This window comes from Mycobacterium sp. Aquia_213 (genome assembly GCF_026625985.1).
GTDB lineage: Bacteria > Actinomycetota > Actinomycetes > Mycobacteriales > Mycobacteriaceae > Mycobacterium.
The window spans coordinates 1,620,170-1,639,530 of the sequence record NZ_CP113116.1 but is presented as its reverse complement, the minus strand read 5'-3'; the positions used below and the strand labels follow the sequence as shown (position 1 = coordinate 1,639,530).

General features: G+C 65.8%; 18 protein-coding genes. 10 read left to right on the top strand and 8 right to left on the bottom strand.

The window, feature by feature from the left end; all coding sequences use genetic code 11:
- Window positions 1-86 precede the first annotated feature (86 nt).
- Window positions 87-890 (top strand): TetR/AcrR family transcriptional regulator, encoded by an 804-nt coding sequence (locus tag LMQ14_RS07855; protein WP_267734200.1) that lies wholly within the window; start codon window positions 87-89, stop codon window positions 888-890.
- Between the two features lie 15 nt (window positions 891-905).
- Here the strand turns inward: LMQ14_RS07855 and LMQ14_RS07850 are convergent, their stop codons facing one another.
- Together LMQ14_RS07850 and LMQ14_RS07845 are read right to left on the bottom strand one after the other, a co-directional pair.
- Window positions 906-1,793 carry an enoyl-CoA hydratase/isomerase family protein gene (locus LMQ14_RS07850; RefSeq protein WP_267734199.1) on the bottom strand — a complete coding sequence of 296 codons (888 nt, stop codon included), beginning with the start codon at window positions 1,791-1,793 and terminating at the stop codon, window positions 906-908.
- A complete protein-coding gene (locus LMQ14_RS07845; RefSeq protein ID WP_267734198.1) occupies window positions 1,790-2,467 on the bottom strand; it encodes a hypothetical protein in 678 nt (225 codons plus the stop codon). The genes LMQ14_RS07850 and LMQ14_RS07845 overlap by 4 nt, the downstream gene beginning before the upstream one ends.
- 128 nt (window positions 2,468-2,595) lie before the next feature.
- On the opposite strand from LMQ14_RS07845, the gene LMQ14_RS07840 reads away from it, so the two are divergent.
- Genes LMQ14_RS07840 through LMQ14_RS07815 form a run of 6 tightly spaced genes read left to right on the top strand, consistent with a single transcriptional unit; the run spans window position 2,596 to window position 9,623 of the window.
- Window positions 2,596-3,411 carry an enoyl-CoA hydratase/isomerase family protein gene (locus tag LMQ14_RS07840; RefSeq protein ID WP_267734197.1) on the top strand — a complete coding sequence of 272 codons (816 nt, stop codon included), beginning with the start codon at window positions 2,596-2,598 and terminating at the stop codon, window positions 3,409-3,411.
- Between the two features lie 41 nt (window positions 3,412-3,452).
- Window positions 3,453-4,265 (top strand): enoyl-CoA hydratase/isomerase family protein, encoded by an 813-nt coding sequence (locus LMQ14_RS07835; RefSeq protein ID WP_267734196.1) that lies wholly within the window; start codon window positions 3,453-3,455, stop codon window positions 4,263-4,265.
- Entirely contained in the window at window positions 4,256-5,065 is an 810-nt protein-coding gene (locus tag LMQ14_RS07830) for an enoyl-CoA hydratase/isomerase family protein (protein WP_267734195.1), read from the top strand. Before LMQ14_RS07835 ends, LMQ14_RS07830 begins: the two co-directional genes overlap by 10 nt.
- Window positions 5,065-6,540, top strand: coding sequence for a class I adenylate-forming enzyme family protein (locus LMQ14_RS07825; RefSeq protein ID WP_267734194.1), 1,476 nt, complete (start codon window positions 5,065-5,067; stop codon window positions 6,538-6,540). The genes LMQ14_RS07830 and LMQ14_RS07825 overlap by 1 nt, the downstream gene beginning before the upstream one ends.
- Entirely contained in the window at window positions 6,530-8,095 is a 1,566-nt protein-coding gene (locus tag LMQ14_RS07820; RefSeq protein WP_267734193.1) for a class I adenylate-forming enzyme family protein, read from the top strand. Before LMQ14_RS07825 ends, LMQ14_RS07820 begins: the two co-directional genes overlap by 11 nt.
- Window positions 8,088-9,623, top strand: a complete 1,536-nt coding sequence (locus LMQ14_RS07815; RefSeq protein WP_267734192.1) for a class I adenylate-forming enzyme family protein — start codon at window positions 8,088-8,090, stop codon at window positions 9,621-9,623. The genes LMQ14_RS07820 and LMQ14_RS07815 overlap by 8 nt, the downstream gene beginning before the upstream one ends.
- Here LMQ14_RS07815 and LMQ14_RS07810 read toward each other — a convergent pair.
- The 6 genes from LMQ14_RS07810 to fabG form a co-directional block, all read right to left on the bottom strand.
- A complete protein-coding gene (locus LMQ14_RS07810) occupies window positions 9,620-9,988 on the bottom strand; it encodes a hypothetical protein (RefSeq protein ID WP_267734191.1) in 369 nt (122 codons plus the stop codon). The two genes, LMQ14_RS07815 and LMQ14_RS07810, sit on opposite strands and share 4 nt — an antisense overlap.
- Window positions 9,989-10,060: 72 nt before the next feature.
- Window positions 10,061-10,750 carry a GntR family transcriptional regulator gene (locus LMQ14_RS07805; protein ID WP_267734190.1) on the bottom strand — a complete coding sequence of 230 codons (690 nt, stop codon included), beginning with the start codon at window positions 10,748-10,750 and terminating at the stop codon, window positions 10,061-10,063.
- A 4-nt stretch (window positions 10,751-10,754) separates the two neighbouring features.
- Window positions 10,755-11,948, bottom strand: coding sequence for an acyl-CoA dehydrogenase family protein (locus LMQ14_RS07800; RefSeq protein ID WP_267734189.1), 1,194 nt, complete (start codon window positions 11,946-11,948; stop codon window positions 10,755-10,757).
- Window positions 11,945-13,153: a CoA transferase gene (locus LMQ14_RS07795; protein WP_267734188.1), complete on the bottom strand. Its 1,209-nt coding sequence runs from the start codon at window positions 13,151-13,153 to the stop codon at window positions 11,945-11,947. The genes LMQ14_RS07800 and LMQ14_RS07795 overlap by 4 nt, the downstream gene beginning before the upstream one ends.
- Window positions 13,146-14,366, bottom strand: a complete 1,221-nt coding sequence (locus LMQ14_RS07790; RefSeq protein ID WP_267734187.1) for an acetyl-CoA C-acetyltransferase — start codon at window positions 14,364-14,366, stop codon at window positions 13,146-13,148. Before LMQ14_RS07790 ends, LMQ14_RS07795 begins: the two co-directional genes overlap by 8 nt.
- Complete coding sequence (fabG, locus tag LMQ14_RS07785; RefSeq protein ID WP_267734186.1) at window positions 14,363-15,115, bottom strand: 3-oxoacyl-ACP reductase FabG; 753 nt, start codon at window positions 15,113-15,115, stop codon at window positions 14,363-14,365. The genes LMQ14_RS07790 and fabG overlap by 4 nt, the downstream gene beginning before the upstream one ends.
- A gap of 109 nt (window positions 15,116-15,224) precedes the next feature.
- On the opposite strand from fabG, the gene LMQ14_RS07780 reads away from it, so the two are divergent.
- From LMQ14_RS07780 to LMQ14_RS07770, 3 genes are all read left to right on the top strand, one after another.
- Window positions 15,225-16,415 (top strand): acyl-CoA dehydrogenase family protein, encoded by a 1,191-nt coding sequence (locus LMQ14_RS07780; RefSeq protein WP_267734185.1) that lies wholly within the window; start codon window positions 15,225-15,227, stop codon window positions 16,413-16,415.
- Window positions 16,415-17,236: a mycofactocin-coupled SDR family oxidoreductase gene (locus LMQ14_RS07775; protein WP_267734184.1), complete on the top strand. Its 822-nt coding sequence runs from the start codon at window positions 16,415-16,417 to the stop codon at window positions 17,234-17,236. The genes LMQ14_RS07780 and LMQ14_RS07775 overlap by 1 nt, the downstream gene beginning before the upstream one ends.
- A gap of 269 nt (window positions 17,237-17,505) precedes the next feature.
- A complete protein-coding gene (locus tag LMQ14_RS07770; RefSeq protein WP_267734183.1) occupies window positions 17,506-19,356 on the top strand; it encodes a fatty acyl-AMP ligase in 1,851 nt (616 codons plus the stop codon).
- The last annotated feature ends 5 nt before the right edge of the window (window positions 19,357-19,361 follow it).

The following is a 19,361-nucleotide window of genomic DNA, read 5'->3' as shown; positions in this document are numbered from 1 at the left end:
CATATACGCAGGTGGGAGCACATCTGCCGGTAGATTTGATGCAATCGGCGGCACGGTTGCAGACCGTACGCGCAGGATACATTTTGATGGAGGTGCCCGTAGTGGCAAAGCAGGCAACCGCTGATAAGCGTCAACGACGCGAACGCGGGTCCATCAACCCTGACGACATCATCAGCGGCGCATTCGAACTCGCGGAGCAAGTGTCGATCGACAACTTGAGCATGCCGCTGCTCGGCAAACACCTCGGCGTCGGCGTTACCAGCATCTACTGGTATTTCCGCAAGAAAGACGACTTGCTCAACGCGATGACCGACCGCGCCTTGAGCAAGTACGTGTTCGCCACCCCCTATGTCGAAGCCAGCGATTGGCGGGAGACCCTGCGCAACCACGCGCGCTCGATGCGTAAGACGTTCATGGGCAACCCAATTCTGTGCGACCTGATTTTGATTCGCGCCGCACTGAGTCCCAAGGCGGCCCGACTGGGCGCACTCGAGATGGAGAAGGCGATCTCCAATCTGGTCGAGGCCGGCCTCACGCCCGAAGACGCGTTTGACACGTATTCGGCGGTTTCGGTCCACGTCCGCGGCTCGGTGGTTTTGCAGCGGCTCTACGAAAAGAACCAGTCCTCCGACCTCGGTCCGCGCGCCATCGAGGATGCCGTTTCCATCGACCCCGAAAAGACTCCGCTGCTCGCCCAGGTGACCAGGATCGGTCACCGGATCGGCGCGCCGGACGAAACCAATTTCGAGTACGGCCTGACCTGCATCCTGGACCACGCCACCCAGTTGATCGAGGGATCGAACGCCGCCAAGTCGACGACGTCGCGCCCGCGCAAGGCGACGAAGTCGGCCACTCCGCGAGCGCGGGCCAAGGCTACCGCGGACCGCTAGGCCCGAATCTCGTTACTACGCTTCGGGTTCCGGTACGTGAAAGTGCTCGTCGCGCAGCCGGAACGCTTCCTTGGTGCCGTGCTGGGCCCGGGTTTTGACGAAGTTGAATTCGTCTGGTCCGAACTGCAGGTTGGTGCCGTAGGCGTGGAAGAGATAGCTCGCGACTTCCTCACCGTTGTAGGCCTGGCTCTGCTCGACGAGGCGGAATGCTTCCTTGGCGATCACAACCCCGTCGGCCGGCATCTTCGCCGCCTTCTCGGCCCAGTACCGGGCGCGCGCGGTCACCGCACCGGGATCGCATGTGTCGGTGAAGATTCCGAGATTTTCGAGTTCGCCCGCTTCGATGACGTCACCGGTCAGCAGCAGGCGGCGGGCCAGCACCGGTCCCAACCGATGGAAGAACATGTGCAGGCTGCCCAGCGCGGGCCCCAGGAAGCGCGTCGCCGGCATGCCGATCTTCGTGTCGCGCGCGATCACGGAGATGTCGGTCATCAGCGCCATCTCGAAGCCGCCGCCCAGGGCGTACCCGGAGATCTCTCCCACCGTCACCTTCGGGAAGCCCATGAAGTTGTGGTAGAAGCTAAATGACTTGCGGTCCACGGTAAGTCGTCGGCGCTGACTCGGACGTCGCTTGGCCGCGTCGTCGGGCGCCTTGGACTTGTCGCCATACCAGCCGTATGCGTTGTTCATGTCGGCCCCGGTGGAAAAGACGCCCTCGGCTCCGCGCAGCAGCACCACAGTCAGATCGTCGTCTTCGGCCACCTGATCCAAACAGCGGCCGACGGCCTCGCGCATCGCGGCGTCGTAGGAGTTGCGCTGCTTGGGATTGTTCAGCGTGATCGTCGCGATTCTCTTGCCGGGATCGACCTCGAAAAGCACCCGGTCGTCGTTCGAGGCAGTCATGTCGCGGATTCCTTTCGCCGCCTACCGAATCGGTATCCGGTCAGCTTGTCCGGCTGTGATGCCAGGGTGTTGATCTCGCCGATGCACAGCACCTCGTCGCCGAGCAGCAGCCGCGCCGTCGACGCGATGCCGCGCTCGACCTGCGACCGGACAATGTCGAAACGCAGCTCGGTAAGCAGTGGCGTGGGCCGGCGGAAGGTCACGTGCAGCGATCGCGTCTTGCCGGACAGCCCCATAACGCAACTGTGATGCTGAATCACGCAATCGAAAAACACGGACAGAAAGCCGCCGTGTACCAGCCCCGGCGGTCCTTCGTAGACGAGTGGGAAGACGACGCGACCTTCGGCCGCCTCCGCGTCGAGGTAATCGAAGGAGTATTCGGGAAAGGACGGGTTGTAGGCGCCGATGTCGGTCGCGTGGTTGAGGTAAACCCGGCGCGGATCGTCGTCGACCTCGCCGATCCGGGGAGCGTTGTCCCGCGGGGCGGCGGACGCCAGCTCGGCTTCCCATTCGTCGAACTTCGCCAGCATGGCATCGACCGTCGGGTGCGGATGTTCCAGCGAGAGCAGCAGTGAGCTCAGCCGCCGCAGCGCGCCGGCCGCCGCGACGGTCTGAGCAAGGGGCATCTCGCCGAATTTCGCGTCATCGGCGCGTACCGGTGTCCCCTCGGGCATGCGACCCTCTTCCACGGGTTTCACCCGGTTGTTCCGTCGGCAGCGTTTCCTTGATAACTTATACAGCGTATCAATCGCATTGCCTACTGTATGGGTAACTGTATCGCTGAGAAAGGCCGGATCCGACGGTGAGTCACGACGCCGATGCGGCCGACGCCGAGGGGTCGGTGACAGCACGCCGGGATGGCGCGATTCTGCGGCTCACACTCGATCGCCCCCAGCGGCGTAATTCGTTGACCCACTTGATGATCGACACGTTGGTCCGCGCGCTGACCGAGGCCGCCGCCGACGACTCGCTACGCGCGATTCACCTGCGCGGCGCCGGCGAAGACTTCTGCGCGGGCGCCGACTGGGTCGCCACCAACAGTGGCAGTGGACAACGGCCGCGCACCGGTGATCTGGTACGCCGGATTCCGCACGCCGCTCATCGATTGATCGAGCTCGTGCAGACCATCCAGCTCCCGGTGGTGTGCACCGTGCGGGGCTGGGCGGTGGGGATGGGCTGCAATCTTGCGCTGGCCGCCGACTTCACCGTGGCCGCGACCGATGCCGTGTTCTGGGAGCCGTTCATCGAACGGGGATTCAGCCCGGACTCGGGTGCTACCTGGCTGCTCCCCCGACTGGTCGGGGTGGCGCGAGCCCGGCGCATGCTGCTGCTCAGCGAGAAAGTTAGCGGGGCCGACGCGGCCGACTGGGGGTTGATTCACCAGGCCGCGGACGAACTCGACGACGCCGTCGAACAGCTGCTGGCACGACTCGCCGACGGACCAACCGTCGCGCTCGGGCTGGCCAAGCAAGCCCTGAACTACGGCCAGCACGCATCGCTGAGCCAGTCCATGACGCAGGAGCTGTTCAACTTGGAACTGTCCTGTCGGACAAAAGATTTCAAAGAAGGCCTGGAGGCCTTTCGGCAGCGCCGCACGCCGAAATTCGATGGACGCTGACCGGATAGGCTTTCGGTTGCACCGGTATGAAGGGAACATGGATGCCTGCTGACTCGTTCGACACCATCAACTACGAGGTCGACGGGCACACCGCCACCATCACGTTGAATCGGCCCGAGGCCCTCAACGCGCTGAGCCCCCACATGATCACCGAACTCAGGGCCGCCTACGACGAGGCCGAAAACGACGACAACGTCTGGCTGACCATCGTCACCGGCACCGGTCGCGCGTTCTGCACCGGTGCCGACGTCAAAGAGATCCCCGAAGACGGCAAGGTGATCTACGAGCGGCCGTACCTGTCGACTTACGACCAGTGGGAAGCCCCCCAGGAGGGCACTCCCCCGTTTCGCTCCACCGCCAAGCCGGTGTTGACCGCGGTGAACGGAATCTGTTGTGGCGCCGGTATGGATTGGGTCACCACGACAGACATCGTCATCGCATCCGAACAGGCGACCTTTTTCGACCCGCACGTCAGCATCGGGCTGGTAGCCGGACGCGAATTGGTGCGGATATCCCGGGTATTGCCCCGCTCGATCGCGCTGCGAATGGCCTTGATGGGCAAGCACGAACGGATGAGCGCCGAGCGCGCCTACCAACTCGGACTGATCAGTGAGGTCGTCGAGCACGACCGCCTGCTGGACCGGGCCCGCGAGATCGCCGACATCGTCAACTCCAATGCGCCGCTGGCGGTCCGGGGCACCCGGCTCGCGATTCTCAAAGGCCTGAACGTGCCGCTGCACGAGGCCGAGATCATGGCCGAAACCTTCCGCGAGCGGGTGCTGCGCACCGAGGATGCGGCCGAAGGCCCCAAAGCCTTTGTGGAAAAGCGCAAACCGAATTGGCAGTGCCGTTGAGTACCCCGCGCTTCGAAACCATTCTCCTCGACGTTGACGCGGACGACCACGTCGCCACCATCACGCTGAATCGTCCCGAGCAGCTGAATGCGTTCAATCGCACGATGTGTGAGGAGATGGCCGAGGCCTGGCGCATCGTCAAACTCGACGAGTCGGTGCATGCGGTGGTGCTGCGGGCCGCCGGCAGCCGAGCCTTCAGCGCCGGGCTGGACATCAAGACGCCGTACGGGCAACCCGAAAACGTGTGGAATCACGAGGATCCCGGCGAATTGCTCAGCCCCAAGTGGCAGAAGCTGTGGAAGCCGGTGGTGTGCGCCGTTCAGGGCATGTGCACCGCGGGTGCGTTCTACTTCATCAACGAGTCCGATGTGGTCATCTGCTCAACCGACGCGACGTTTTTCGACTCACACGTCTCGGCCGGCCTGGTCTGCGCCCTGGAGCCGATCGGGCTGATGCGCCGCATCGGCCTGGGCGAGACGTTGCGCATCGCGTTGATGGGCAACGACGAACGGGTCGGGGCCGATACCGCGTTGCGGATCGGGTTGGTGTCCGAGGTCGTCGCGACCGACCAGCTGTGGCACCGCGCCCACGAGATCGCCGCGGCGATTGCGGCCAAGCCGCCGACTGCGACCCAGGGCACCGTCAAGGCGATCTGGGAGTCGCTGGACAAGCCTTACCGCGCCGCCTTGGAGCAGGGGCTGATCTACACCCGGCTGGGTAACCCGCTGGGTACCGCCGAACTGGCGGCGCAGCAGGATGCCGACGGCAGGAGCGCCCGCAGCGATCCAAAGATCCGCTGATGGGCCAACATCCGCTGAGTCAACGCATCGCCGGTGTGCTGGATCTGCAGCCGAGCGCACCCGCGATCGAATACGACGGTCGCTGGCTGTCGTGGGGCCTGATCGCCGGTGCGGCGCGGCACATGGCGGCGGTGACGGCCGATTACGGCGACGCCCCGGCGATCGGAATGCTGCTGCGCAACCGGCCGGGCCAGGTGGCGGCGTTCCTCGGGGTGTTACTGGGCGGCGGGACCGTAGTCACGATCAATCCGTCGCGCGGCGACGAGCGCACCCGGGCCGATATCGCCGCACTGCAACTGCCACTGGTGGTCGGCGAGCCCGACGACTTGACCACGCTGGTCGCCCCCGGCACGCCGACGATGCCGATCTCCGGGCGCCTCGATGACCCCGGCGAGTCGCGCCGCGACGGGGGCAGCGCCGCAGCCGAAGTCGCGGTGCGGATGCTGACCAGCGGAACGACCGGTCCGCCCAAGCGAATCGACCTCAGCTACGACATGCTGGCGCGCAGCGTGATGGGGCCGGACCCCGAGCACGCAATGCCGCCTCAGGAGCTGCGACGCGGGGTCGCGATCATGAACTCGCCGCTGGTGCACATCGGTGGTGTCTTCCGGGTGCTGCAGTGTGTCGCCGAGGCGAGATCCTTTGTGCTGCTGGAACGCTTCGAGCTCAACGCGTGGGCGCGGGCGGTGCGCACACACCGGCCCCGCGCGGTATCGCTGGTGCCGGCCGCGTTGCGCACGGTGTTGCACTCCGAGCTGTCGAGAACCGATCTGGACAGCGTCCGCGCGGTCACCTGTGGCACCGCCCCGCTGTCCGCCGACGACGCGGACGCGTTCACCGAGAAGTACGGCATACCCGTACTAACCTCTTATGCCGCAACCGAATTCGGCGGCGGTGTGGCCGGCTGGACCCTGGCCGACTACCAGAGCTACTGGACCGCCAAACGCGGTAGCGTCGGGCGGGCCAACCCCGGCGCGCAGCTGCGGGTGGTGGACGACGCCGGCACGCCGCTCGACGTGGACCGAGTCGGGCTGCTGGAGGTCAAGCCCGGACAGCTGGGGCGATCGGCGCAGTGGATGCGGACCACGGATTTGGCGCGCATCGACGCGGACGGCTTCCTCTGGATAGTCGGGCGGGCCGACCAGGCGATCATCCGCGGCGGGTTCAAGGTGATGCCCGACGATGTGCGCGTCGCACTGGAGGGCCACCCCGCGGTGGCGGGCGCGGCCGTGATCGGACGACCCGACGTCCGCCTGGGCGAAACGCCGGTCGCGATGGTAGAACTGCGCGAGCCCGCCGCCGCCGATACCGACACGTTGGTGGAGTATCTGCGAACACGACTGGCCCGCTACGAGATTCCCACCGAGATCGCGATCGTCGGCACGATCCCGCGCACAGCGTCGGGTAAGGCCGACCTGAGCGAGATCCGGCGCTTCTTCGACGAATCCGCGGCACCGCACGACCATGCCCGGTGATTCCACCGTCGCCGAAGTCCTGCGACAGCAAGCCCGCACCCGCGTCGACCACCCGCTGCTGGTCTGCGACGCCGAGCGGATCAGCTACGCCGAAGCCGACGTCCGGTCGGCGGAGCTCGCCCGCGGGTTGATCGCCCTCGGCGCGGGCAAGGGGACCAAGGTCGGACTGCTCTACCCCAACGGCCCCGAGTTCGTCGTAGCAATGCTGGCTGCCGCGCGAATCGGCGCTGCGGTGGTCCCGTTTTCGACCTTCGTCACCGCTCGTGAGATGCGCGAGCAGCTAGTCGACAGCGATGTCGAAATCCTGTTGACCGCTCAGTCTTTCCGCTCCCACGACTATGTGCAACGCCTGACCGAGGTTCTCTTGGGCGCCGATCTCAAGCCCCGGCTGTTTTCGCCCACCGCCCCTCAACTGCGTCACGTCGCAATCACTCACGAGACGGTGTACCGGCGAGCCGCAACCGTCGACCCCGCACTCCTGCGCGCGATGGAGGCCGATGTCTACGGCTGCGATCTTCTGGCGATCGTCTACACGTCGGGGTCCACCTCCACTCCCAAAGGTGTGGTGCACACGCATGCCGCGCTACTCGGACATCAACAGAACCTCAACACGATTCGCGGCTTGACCGCCGCGGACAAGCTGTTCTGCAATTCGCCGTTCTTCTGGATCGGCGGCTTCGCGTTCGGCCTGCTCGCCACCCTGGTCGCCGGATCGACCTTGGTGTGCTCGAACGCCGCCGACCCCGGAGCAACACTCGACTTACTGGAAGCCGAAAAGCCAACCATGACAAATGGATTCGCGGCCGGGGTCGCTCACCTGGCCGACCAGCCGAGCTACGCCGAGCGTGACCTGTCGTCGATGCGGCGCGGCAACCTCTACCCGATCATGGCCGCCGAGGCGAGACCTGCCGATCCGGAGTTGCGGCACAACATGCTTGGCATGACCGAGGCCGGCAGCGTCGTGCTGATCGCCGAGGATGAGTCCGACCAGCCCGAGGCGCGGCGCGGGTCGTACGGCAAGCCCGCACCCGGATTCGAGACGATGCTGATCGACCCCGACACGATGGAAAGCGTCGCCGTCGGAGAGGTTGGCGAACTCTGCATCCGCGGACCGTATGTGATGCAGGGCTATTACAAGCGTGCGCGGGAAGAGTGCTTCGACGCCGACGGCTGGTTGCACACCGGAGATTTGGTGCGCACGGATGCCGACGGATTCGTCTATTTCGTCGGGCGGCTGAGCGCGATGATCAAAACGGCCGGGGCCAATGTCTCGGCCGCCGAAGTGGAGAAGGCCATCACCAAGGTCACCGGCGGAGCGCCGGCGTACGTCATCGGCCTGCCCGACCCGCGCCGCGGGCAACTCGTCGCCGCGGTTGTGGTCTCCACGGACGGCGCCGCAGCATTCGACGACGCTGCGTTGAGCGAACGACTCAAATCCGAACTGTCCGCGTACAAGATCCCCAAGCGGTTCATCACCCTGCCTCGCGCAGATATACCGCTGATGTCCAGCGGCAAGGTCGACACCCGGCGGCTGAGGAAGCTTTTCGATGCCTAGCACCATCGACCAGCTGGTGCGGTTGCGGGCCGACCACGACGGGGACACACCGATGGTGATCGATCCCACGTCTCGGGTCAGCTACCGCGAACTCGATTCGACCACACGCGATTTGGCCGCGGCATTCGTCGAAGCCGGCGTTGGCAAGGGCACCCGGATCGGATTGATCATGCCCAACAGCACCCGCTGGGTCCAGGTCGCCATCGCACTGACCCGCATTGGCGCCGTGTTGGTTCCGTTGAGCACGCTGCTGAAAGCCGGCGAACTCGTCGCGCAGCTGCGCGTCGCGGCCGTGCAGTTTCTGGTGAGCGTCGAGGAATTCCGCGGCCATCGCTATCTCGACGACCTCCAGGCGGTGCCGCAATCCGAACTGCCCGCGCTACGGCAGGTTTGGTCGATCGGACAGCTCGATGACGCCACGGCGAGTGAACAAGCCCGGCAGATCATCGACGCCATGACCGCAACGGTCACCGCCGCCGACCCGTTGGTCATCATGTTCACCTCCGGCAGCAGCGGAACACCCAAGGGGGTCGTGCACTCCCACGGCAACGCGTTGGGCGCCGTGCAGTCGGGGCTTGCGGCGCGTTGCATCACCTCCGGAACCCGGCTGTACCTGCCGATGCCGTTCTTCTGGGTCGGCGGTTTCGGCAGCGGAATACTGTCCGCCCTGCTGGCCGGGGCCACCCTGGTGACCGAGGAAATCCCGCGGCCCGAAACGACTTTGCGCCTGCTGGAACGCGAACGGGTCACCCTGTTTCGCGGCTGGCCCGATCAGGCCGAGGCACTGGCCCGGCACGCGGGCTCGACCGGCGTCGACCTCTCGGCGCTGCGACCGGGCAGCCTGGATGCCCTGTTGCCGCCCGAGCAACGGGCCCGGCCCGGGGCCCGGGCCACCCTGTTCGGCATGACCGAGGCATTCGGGCCGTACTGCGGCTACCCCGCGGATACCGACATGCCCGCAACGGCGTGGGGCAGCTGCGGAAAACCGTTCGCAGGCATGGAAGTTCGCATCGTCGACGTCGACAGCGGCGAGCCCGTCGCGGCGGGAACCGCCGGCATGATCCAGATCCGCGGACCGCATACATTGCGCGGCATTTGCGGTCGCAGCCGCGAAGAGCTGTTCACCACCGACGGCTTCCATCCGACCGGCGACCTCGGCCACCTCGACGAGGACGGATTCCTGTTCTATCACGGGCGATCCGACGACATGTTCAAAGTCAGCGGCGCGACGGTCTACCCCAGCGAGGTCGAGCGCGCGCTACGCACGGTCGACGGCATCGACAACGCCTTCGTCACCCATGTGCCGGGCGCCGCGGGTGAACGGGTGGGCGCGGCGGTGGTGTGTGGCACGCGCGCGTTGACCGCCGAGCAGTTGCGTGACTCGGCGCGGACGGTGTTGAGCGCCTTCAAGGTGCCGACGGTGTGGCTGTTGCTGGATTCCGACGACGGCGTGCCACGCGGCGGCACCGGCAAGGTCGACATCCATCGATTGCGCGAGATGCTGGCCGAAGCGGATCGCGCGCCTTAAGGCACCCGCGTCCAGGGTTGACAGTTCTGCGACTCGAACGCCTTCACCGACGTGTTGATGTTCGCGAACATCGGGCCGACAGAGATATTCGTCTGCAGCACATGCTCCTTGTTCGCATCGGGCGTGCTGTAGGTAAACCACGCGCACATCGAGTCCTGGGTCGGCACATTGTTGATCCAGACCCCAAAGGTCGAAGCCGAACCGGCCGTTCGGTAGAGGCCCGGTGCAATGTCAGGCCCGACGACGAATACACCGTTGCCGGGGATCGGGTCGAGCAGGTCAGCAAAGGCCGGCGGCGCCAACGAGACCACGACGGCACAGGTCACGAATGCGGCCGTCACGCGCAGAGCGAACCTGAGGGGCATTTCCGCAGCCTATTCCCTGACGGTCTCAGCAACAACCTCCCAAAGCACATGCACATGCTCCGCTTAAGGAGGTCAGCCGCTCGCGCAGTCCTCGTCCGACACCACTCCGCGGGCAACGAGATGATCGATCAACGGCACCGCTCCGGCGGCAAGATGTTCCGACATCGCGGCCCGCGCAAGCTTGTCGTCGTGAATCTCGAGCGCGGTCAAGATCTCCCGATGGTCCTTGATCGACTGGCTCGGCCAGCCCTCGATCGAGGGGAACACCGATTCGGGAGCGTACCGGGTGATCTGCGACATCAGCTGAGCGAGTTTTGGCGAGTCCGCGGCGACATTGATGGCCCGGTGAAACTCGTGGTTCAGCCGGACCGTCCGCTCGTGGTCATCGCCGGCATAGGCCTGTTCCAGCTGGGCCTGGAGTTCCTTGAGCTCATGCAGCTGATCGTGGGTGATGTTGACCGCGGCCCGCGCGGCCAGCTCCCCACCCACATGTGCCTGCACGTTCGCGACGTCGGTGACGTCCCGGCCGGTGACCGGCAACACCACGAAGCCGCGACGAGGCTGTTGGGCGATCAGCCCTTCTGCGCGCAGCGCGAACAGCGCCTCGCGAACCGGTGTGACACTGATCCCCAACTCGGCCGCGAGTTGGTCCAGCCGAACGTAAGACCCGGCGGCATAGACGCCATCGAATATCCGCCCACGGATAATCCGCGCGACGTCCTCGGAAAGTTGAGGCCGCGCAGCGAAATCCGGAACGCTCATCTGCTTACGCCCGGTACTCGGCGAGAAGTCGCTTGCTGATGATGTTCTTCTGGATTTCGCTGGTTCCCTCACCGATCAGCAGGAACGGCGCGTCGCGCATCAGCCGCTCGATCTCATATTCCTTGGAATAGCCGTAGCCACCGTGGATCCGGAAGCTTTGCTGGGTGACCTCGTTGCAGTACTCGCTGCATAGATATTTGGCCATCCCGGCGGCGACGTCGTTGCGCTCGCCCGAATCCTTCAGGCGCGCGGCGTTGACCATCATCAGGTGTGCCGCTTCGACTTTGGTCGCCATCTCGGCCAGCTGGAAGGCGATGGCCTGGTGTTCGGCGATCGGTTTGCCGAACGTCTCGCGTTGTTGCGCGTAGCGCACCGCAAGCTCGAAGGCACGAATCCCGACTCCACACGCGCGCGCCGACACGTTGACCCGGCCGACTTCGATGCCGTCCATCATCTGGAAGAAGCCCTGCCCGGTGGTGCCGCCGAGAATGTCGTCGGCGCTGGCCTGATAGCCGTCGAAAATCATCTCCGTTGTTTCGATGCCCTTGTAGCCCAGCTTGTCGATCTTGCCCGGAATGTGCAGGCCTGCAACGACTTCGCCGAACCCGACCGGCTTCTCGACCAGGAACGCGGTCAGGTTGCGGTGCGGTTTGTCCGAGCCCTCGTCCGTGCGCACCAGCACCGCCACCAGCGTGGAGGTGGCGCCGTTGGTCAGCCACATTTTCTGACCATCGATGGTGTAGGTGCCGTCGGAGTTGCTCCGCGCCCGCGTGCGGATCGCCGCCACATCAGAACCCAGCTCCGGCTCCGACATCGAAAAGGCACCGCGGGTCTCGCCGGCTGCCATTCGGGGCAGGAATCGCTGCTTTTGTTCGTCGGTGCCATGCTGACGCAGCATGTACGCCACGATGAAGTGGGTGTTGAGCACCCCGGATACGCTCATCCAGCCGCGCGCCAGCTCCTCGACGCACAGCGCATAGGTCAGCAGCGACTCCCCCAGCCCGCCGTACTCTGGTGGGATCATCAGCCCGAACAGGCCCATGTCCCGCATCTGATCGACGATCTCCTGCGGGTAGGTGTCGCCGCGTTCGAGTTCGGCGGCGTGCGGTATGACTTCCTTCTCCACGAATTGCCGTACCGTAGCGATGATTTCGGTTTGGATCTCGGTCAGTCCGAGGGTTTGGGCGAGTTTGGTCATGGGCGGTCCCTTCCGGCGATCGTTTTGGCGCTGGTGAGCCGCTCGATGTCGGCGGGCGTCAAGCCCAGGTGATGGCCGAGGACATCGGCGGTGTCCTGCCCCAGCGTGGGCGCGGGCTGGCTGCGGGCGTGGACCCCGTCGAACGCGGCCGGCAAGCCAGTGGCCAGATATTCGCCGACACCCGGTTGGTTCAGCGGGGAAAACAGTGGGTTTTCAGTCACTTTCGGGTCTTCGGCGACCTGCGCGAAGGTGCGGTATCGCTCGAACAACACGGTGGTTTCCGACAGCGCCGCGGTGACCTGTTCGGCCGGGTGATCGGCGAACCAGGTGGCGAACAAGCCGGACAACACGTCACGGTATCGGTACCGGTCGCCTTCGACGTTGAAGTCCGCGCCTAGTGCCTCGGCCAGCGCGGCTACCGCGGACCCGGTTCCGGTCACGTCGACCATGTCGCGAAAGTGCCTGGGAGTCAAGAGGACAACCATGAACCTCGCCCCGTCGGAACTGGTGAAGTCCTGGCCGTACTGGCCGTAGATGGCGTTGCCCAGCCGCTCGCGCTGGGTTCCGATCACCTGAGGCTCGGTCAACAATCCCAGGTTTCCGGCCGTGGCCAGCGCGACATCCTCCAGCGCGACGGTGATCCGCGCGCCCTCGCCCGACCGCTCTCGGCGGTGCACCGCGGAGACAACCGCCAACGCCGCATAAAGCCCGCAGCACACGTCCCAGGCGGGCAGCACGTGGTTGATCGGACCGGCCTGGCTTGCCGGACCGGTGACCAGCGGATAGCCAATGGCCGCGTTGACGGTGTAGTCGACCCCGGTGGATCCGTCGCCGCGCCCGAGCAGCTGCACGTGGATGACGTCGGAACGCTTGGCGGCCAACACATCATGGCTTAGCCAGGGCAGCACCGCGTTCGTCACGACGATGCCGTCGCCCTCGGCGACCAGCCGCTGGACCAGTTCTTGTCCGTCAGCCGAACGCAGATCGATGCTGGCCGAGCGCTTCCCCTTGTTCAGCCCGGTCCAGTAGATCGACGTGCCGTCGGCGGCCAGCGGCCAGCGCTTCACGTCCGAGGCCCCGCCGATCGGGTCGACGCGGATCACCTGTGCACCAAGCTGATTCAGCGTCACACCGCACAGTGGCGCAGCGACGAAGCTGGATATCTCGACGACGGTAAGCCCGCTGAGCGGCTGCACGTCAGACAACCCTCTCGAAAATCGCGGCCAGCCCCTGCCCGCCACCGATGCACATGGTCTCCAGCCCGTAGCGCGCCTGGCGACGGTTGAGTTCACGCGCCAGGGTGGCCAGCATCCTGCCGCCGGTCGCACCGACCGGGTGGCCCAGCGAGATTCCCGAGCCGTGCACGTTTGTTCGGTCGAAATCGGCGGCGCCGAAATTCCACTCGCGTGTCACCGCAAGGGCCTGGGCCGCAAAGGCTTCGTTGAGTTCGATCAGGTCGATGTCGGACAGCCGCAAGCCCGCTTTGGCCAGCGCGGCCTCGGTGGCAGGCACCGGGCCGATACCCATGATGTTGGGCGCCACCCCCGCCAGCCCCCACGACACCATGCGGACCAACGGCGTCAGGCCGTACTCCGCCGCCTTCTCCGGCGTGGTCACCACACACATCGACGCCGCGTCGTTCTGCCCGCTGGAGTTGCCGGCCGTCACCGTCGCTTCCGGATCATCTTTCCGCAGAACCGGTTTGAGCTTGCTCAACGACTCCACGGAGGTGTCGGCGCGGGGATGCTCATCGGTGTCGATCAGTTCCTCGCCGTTGCGGGTGGGTACCGAAACTCCAATGATCTCCTCGGCCAGAATGCCGTCCTTCTGCGCGGCCACGGCGCGCTGATGCGACCGCACCGCGAGCTCGTCCTGCTCCTGGCGTGAAATGCCGTACTGGCGGCGCAAATTCTCGGCAGTCTCGAGCATCCCACCCGCAACCGGATAGTGGCGGCCGCCGGCGGTCGTGCGTCCCCGGGCCAATCCATCATGCAGTTGTACGCCGTTGCGGGGGGGTCCCCAACGCATGTCGGTGGAGTAGAAGGCGACGTTGCTCATGCTTTCGCATCCCCCGGCGACGACGAGGTCATGGTCGCCGGCGCCCACCTGCAGGCACGCCTGGATCACTGCCTGCAGGCCCGACCCGCAGCGGCGGTCGACCTGCATGCCGGGCACCGTCACCGGTAAGCCGGCATCCAACGCCACCACGCGCCCGATCGCCGGCGCATCGCTGTTGGGATAGCAGTGGCCGAGAACGACGTCTTGCACCGCGTCGGGCGCCAGCCCGGAGCGCTCGAGCAGTCCCTTCAGGGCCGCGACACCAAGGTCACCGGCGGTAAGCGATTTGAACATTCCGCCGTAGCGGCCGATCGGCGTCCGGACGGGCTCGCAGATGACGACCGCGCGGATTGCCCTCATAGGTGGCGGCCGCCGGTGATTTCCATGACGGTGCCGGTCATGTACGACGACAGGTCGGACGCCAGGAACAGCGCCACGCTGGCGACCTCGCTGGGCTCGCCGGCCCGGCCCATCGGCACCTCGGCGACCTTCGAATCCCAAATGCGTTGCGGCATAGCCTCTGTCATGGCAGAACGGATCAAACCGGGGGCAATGGCGTTCACCCGCACACCCAGGTAGGCCAACTCCTTGGCCGCCGCCTTGGTCATGCCGACGATGCCGGCCTTGGCCGCCGAGTAGTTGGTCTGACCGACCATGCCGACCTTCCCCGACACCGAGGACATGTTGATGATCGCGCCCCGCTTGTTCTCCCGCATGATCGCCGCGGCCAGCCGAGTGCCGTTCCAGGTTCCCTTCAGATGCACGTTGATGACCTGATCGAACTGGTCCTCGGTCATCTTGCGCATCGTCGCGTCACGGGTGATCCCGGCGTTGTTGACCATGATGTCCAGGCCGCCGAAACGCTCGACCGCGGTCTGAATCAGGGTTTCGACGTCAGACGACTGCGTGACATCGCAACGGACCGCGACGGCGACGTCGTCACCGCCCAGCTGCTTGGCCACGACTTCGGTTTCCTCGAGGTTGACGTCGCCGAGCACAACGCGCGCCCCCTCGGCCACAAAGCGCTCCGCGATGGCCAGACCCAGTCCTTGCGCTCCGCCTGTGATTACCGCCGTCTGACCTGTCAACAAAGACACCTGGATCCACATCCTTCACTGTTTTCGCCTACTGCCGGGCCCCTCAAGGCAAATATCATATTTGATATAGGATCCTGCCCTGGACCGGGGTGTCCCGGGCAGGGAGAGGAGTGTGGAGCCAATGGCGACCACCGAATCCACAGCAGTATCGGACGACGATTTCCGTGAGATCCTCGCTCAGACAAGGCAATTCGTACGCACCGCGGTTGTTCCGCGCGAGCAGGAGATTCTCGATGAGGACCGCGTCCCCGACGACCTGCGCGACGAGGCCAAGAAGATGGGGCTGTTCGGCTACGCGATTCCCCAGGAGTGGGGCGGCCTCGGCCTCAACCTGATGCAGGACGCCGAGTTGGCGATGGAGTTGGGCTACACGTCGTTGGCACTGCGTTCGATGTTCGGCACCAACAACGGCATCGCCGGGCAGGTGCTGGTCGGGTTCGGTACCGACGAACAGAAATCGCGCTGGCTGGAGGCCATCGCGTCCGGTGACGTCGTCGCCTCCTTCGCGCTGACCGAACCCGGCGCCGGATCAAACCCGGCCGGTTTGCGCACCAAAGCCGTCCGCGACAACGACGAGTGGGTGATCTCGGGCCAGAAGCGCTTCATCACCAACGCGCCCGTCGCCGATCTGTTCGTGGTGTTCGCGCGCACCCGCCCCGCCGACGACCAAGGCCCGGGGATCGCCGTCTTCCTGGTTCCCGCGGACACCGCGGGCGTCGAGGTGGGCGTCAAGGACGCCAAGATGGGCCAGGAAGGCGCCTGGACGGCCGACGTCAACTTCACCGACGTTCGCGTCGGATCCGATGCGCTGATCGGCGGCAGCGAAGACGTCGGCTATCGGGCGGCGATGACCTCGCTGGCGCGCGGCCGGGTCCACATCGCCGCGCTCGCGGTCGGTGCGGCGACGCGCGCCCTCGACGAATCCGTCGCGTACGCCGCCACCGCGACTCAGGGTGGGACACCGATCGGAAGCTTCCAGTTGGTGCAGGCGATGCTGGCCGATCAGCAGACCGGGGTGATGGCCGGACGCGCACTGGTGCGCGATGCCGCACGATTGTGGGTCGCCGACGAGGATCGCCGGATTGCGCCGTCGGCCGCGAAGGTTTTCTGCACCGAAATGGCGGGCAATGTAGCGGATCTCGCGGTCCAGATTCACGGCGGCAGCGGTTACATGCGGGGCGTTACCGTCGAGCGCATCTACCGCGATGTGCGCTTGTTGCGGTTGTACGAGGGCACCAGTGAGATCCAGCGGCTGATCATCGGGTCGAATCTCGTCAAGGCGGCCCAACGAGCTACATCGAAGGAGCGTTAATGGCAGGCAAGCTTGAGGGCCGAGTCGCTTTCATCACCGGAGCGGCGCGCGGCCAGGGCCGCGCGCATGCCGTGCGGATGGCCCAGGAAGGCGCCGACATCATCGCCGTCGACATCGCCGGCAAGCTGCCGTCGTGCGTTCCCTACGATCCGGCGACGGAGGAAGATCTCGCCGAAACCGTTCGCCTGGTTGAGGAGACCAACCGCCGCATCGTCGCTTCGGTTGTCGACACGCGCGACCTGGAAGCGCTGCGGGCGGCCGTCGACGACGGCGTCGCGGCACTGGGACGTCTGGACATCATCGTGGCCAACGCCGGGATTGCGGCTCCCCAGCCGTGGAACGAGATCACGTCCGAAAACTTCGGCGACGTGCTGGACATCAACGTGACGGGCACCTGGAACACCGTGATGGCCGGCGCGGACAAGATCATCGAAGGCGGTCGCGGCGGGTCGATCATCCTGATCAGCTCGGCGGCCGGGGCGAAACAGCAGCCGTTCATGGTGCACTACACCGCGAGCAAGCACGCCGTCACCGGGCTGGCCCGGGCCTTCGCCGCCGAACTGGGTAAACATTCGATCCGGGTCAACAGCGTCCACCCCGGCCCGGTGAACACGCAGATGGGATCCGGCGACATGGTCGAGGCGGTGGCCAGGGCGATGGAAACCAACCCCCAGCTGGCACACGTCCTGACGCCGTTTCTGCCCGACTGGGTTGCCGAGCCGGAAGAGATCGCCGACGCCGTGTGCTGGCTGGCCAGCGACGAGTCACGCAAGGTCACCGCGGCACAGATCCGGGTGGATCAGGGCTCCAGCCAATACTGACGCGTGGCCGAGCGCGCCCGACGTTTGGCACCGCGCTTACGGCCGATGCCCAACGCGCGGGCGTAGGTAGTCGCGGCGCCGTCGGTGAGCCACGAGTCGCGCCAACGCATTTCGTGTCGACAACGGCCGATGCAGCGGGATATTGCAGACCGAATTCGCTGGTCATTACGGCGCCGTAATGTGAGATACACCACATCGTTATTGAACGACCTGGGCGACACACCCACCCGGTGGAGCAAAAGACTAAGTACCACTCTTATTCTCTCAACATGGGACGGCCCCATTTGTCGATTGATGCTGTTAAGCCACTAGTGGCTGACATAAACGATTACGTCCTCGCCGACGGCTCGATTGCCTTGCCCGACGGGTTGACACTCACCTCGTTCTTCGATCAGAACCGGGCTGCATTCGGGGACCGTCCGTCATACCGGTTCATCGACTACGCGAAAGAGCAGGATGGCCGCGTCCTCGATCTGAGCTGGAATGAGCTGTGGACCCAGGTGCGCGCGATCGGCGCCCGCCTCCAGCAAGTCGCCAAGCCCGGAGACCGCGTCGCGATCTTGGCGCCACAGGGTCTCGAGTACGTGGCCTCGTTCTTCGCCGCCGTCCACGCGGGCAACATCGCGGTCCCGCTGTTCGCGCCAACCCTGGCCGGCCATACCGAGCGGTTGACCGCGGTGCTGGCCGACGCGCGGCCCGCCGTGGTGTTGACGACCACCGCGGCTGCCGAGTCCGTGCGGCAATCGCTGCGCGCGCATCCGGTGGTCGGGCGGCCGCGCTTGATCGCGGTCGACGCGATTCCGCCGTCGCTGGCCTCGATGTTCACCGAGCCCACGATCGCCACGGACGATATTGCGTATCTGCAGTACACCTCGGGGTCGACGCGCAGCCCGGCCGGCGTGGAAGTCACGCATCGCGCGGTGATTACCAACGTGCTGCAGATGATCCTGGGCGCCGACCTGCACCCAAACACTCACAGCGTCAGCTGGTTGCCGCTCTACCACGACATGGGCTTGATCATGATCATGTTCCCGGCGTTGTGCGGTGGCGAGTACCTCACGCTGCTGGACCCGATGGCATTCGTCCGTCGGCCTTTCCGGTGGATCAAAGAGCTGAGCGCGGAGGCCGCCAACGGCCCGACGTTCGCGGCCGCGCCCAATTTCGCGTACGAGTTGGCCGCCGAACGGGGACTACCCCCCGACGGTGTCGCCATTGACCTGCACAACGTGGTTGGCCTGCTCAACGGCTCCGAGCCGGTGACCATGTCGGCCATCGAGAAATTCACGGAGGCGTTCGCCCCACACGGTCTGCCCGCGACGGCGGTCAAACCGGCCTACGGGATGGCGGAGGCGACGCTGGGCGTGGCCATGACCGCCACGGACGCGGCGGCCCACGGGGTATTTCTCGACCGTGTTCAGCTCGCCGCCGGGCAGGCGGTGATCGTCGAGCCGGACGCTCAAGGTGCGGTCGCCTATGTCTCGTGCGGCCGGCCCTTCCGGGACGTCTGGGGGGTGATCGCCAGCCCGGACGGTGCCGAGGTGCCGGACGGCGCCGTCGGGGAGATCTGGCTGCACGGCAACAACATCGCCCGCGGCTATTTCGGGCGCGAGGAAGAATCACAACGCACGTTCGGCAACAAGCTGCAGGCTCGGCTCGAGCGGGGCAGCCACGCCGAGGGTGCCCCGGACAACTGCTACTGGCTGGCCACCGGCGATCTCGGGGTGTACATCGACGGCGAGATCTACCTGACGGGACGGATAAAAGACCTCGTCATCATCGACGGTCGCAACCACTACCCGCACGACATCGAAACCACGGTCAGCCATTCCTCAGCGGCCATCCGGACCGGCTACGTGGCCGCGTTCGCGGTGCCGGCCGACGCCGCCGACGGCGGCTCCGCCGAGCAGCTGGTCGTCGTCGCCGAACGTGCCGCGGGGGTCGGGCGCGCGGATCCCGAGGCGATCGCCGCGACCGTGCGGGCCGCGGTTGCCCGTGAGCATCAGGTCCGGCTGGCCGACATCCGGCTCGTCGCCGCCGGCGCGATTCCGCGCACCACCAGCGGCAAACTCGCCCGCAACGCGTGCCGGGCCGAGTATCTCGACGGCCGGTTCAGCCGGTAACCTCC

What these genes read in the sequence shown, in the direction of transcription:
- LMQ14_RS07855 (WP_267734200.1), top strand. Translation starts at nt 87, where the DNA reads ATGGAGGTGCCCGTAGTGGCAAAGCAGGCAACCGCTGATAAGCGTCAA.
- LMQ14_RS07850 (WP_267734199.1), bottom strand. Translation starts at nt 1,793, where the DNA reads ATGACTGCCTCGAACGACGACCGGGTGCTTTTCGAGGTCGATCCCGGC.
- LMQ14_RS07845 (WP_267734198.1), bottom strand. Translation starts at nt 2,467, where the DNA reads ATGCCCGAGGGGACACCGGTACGCGCCGATGACGCGAAATTCGGCGAG.
- LMQ14_RS07835 (WP_267734196.1), top strand. Translation starts at nt 3,453, where the DNA reads ATGCCTGCTGACTCGTTCGACACCATCAACTACGAGGTCGACGGGCAC.
- LMQ14_RS07825 (WP_267734194.1), top strand. Translation starts at nt 5,065, where the DNA reads ATGGGCCAACATCCGCTGAGTCAACGCATCGCCGGTGTGCTGGATCTG.
- LMQ14_RS07820 (WP_267734193.1), top strand. Translation starts at nt 6,530, where the DNA reads ATGCCCGGTGATTCCACCGTCGCCGAAGTCCTGCGACAGCAAGCCCGC.
- LMQ14_RS07815 (WP_267734192.1), top strand. Translation starts at nt 8,088, where the DNA reads ATGCCTAGCACCATCGACCAGCTGGTGCGGTTGCGGGCCGACCACGAC.
- LMQ14_RS07810 (WP_267734191.1), bottom strand. Translation starts at nt 9,988, where the DNA reads ATGCCCCTCAGGTTCGCTCTGCGCGTGACGGCCGCATTCGTGACCTGT.
- LMQ14_RS07805 (WP_267734190.1), bottom strand. Translation starts at nt 10,750, where the DNA reads ATGAGCGTTCCGGATTTCGCTGCGCGGCCTCAACTTTCCGAGGACGTC.
- LMQ14_RS07800 (WP_267734189.1), bottom strand. Translation starts at nt 11,948, where the DNA reads ATGACCAAACTCGCCCAAACCCTCGGACTGACCGAGATCCAAACCGAA.
- LMQ14_RS07790 (WP_267734187.1), bottom strand. Translation starts at nt 14,366, where the DNA reads ATGAGGGCAATCCGCGCGGTCGTCATCTGCGAGCCCGTCCGGACGCCG.
- fabG (WP_267734186.1), bottom strand. Translation starts at nt 15,115, where the DNA reads ATGTGGATCCAGGTGTCTTTGTTGACAGGTCAGACGGCGGTAATCACA.
- LMQ14_RS07780 (WP_267734185.1), top strand. Translation starts at nt 15,225, where the DNA reads ATGGCGACCACCGAATCCACAGCAGTATCGGACGACGATTTCCGTGAG.
- LMQ14_RS07775 (WP_267734184.1), top strand. Translation starts at nt 16,415, where the DNA reads ATGGCAGGCAAGCTTGAGGGCCGAGTCGCTTTCATCACCGGAGCGGCG.
- LMQ14_RS07770 (WP_267734183.1), top strand. Translation starts at nt 17,506, where the DNA reads ATGGGACGGCCCCATTTGTCGATTGATGCTGTTAAGCCACTAGTGGCT.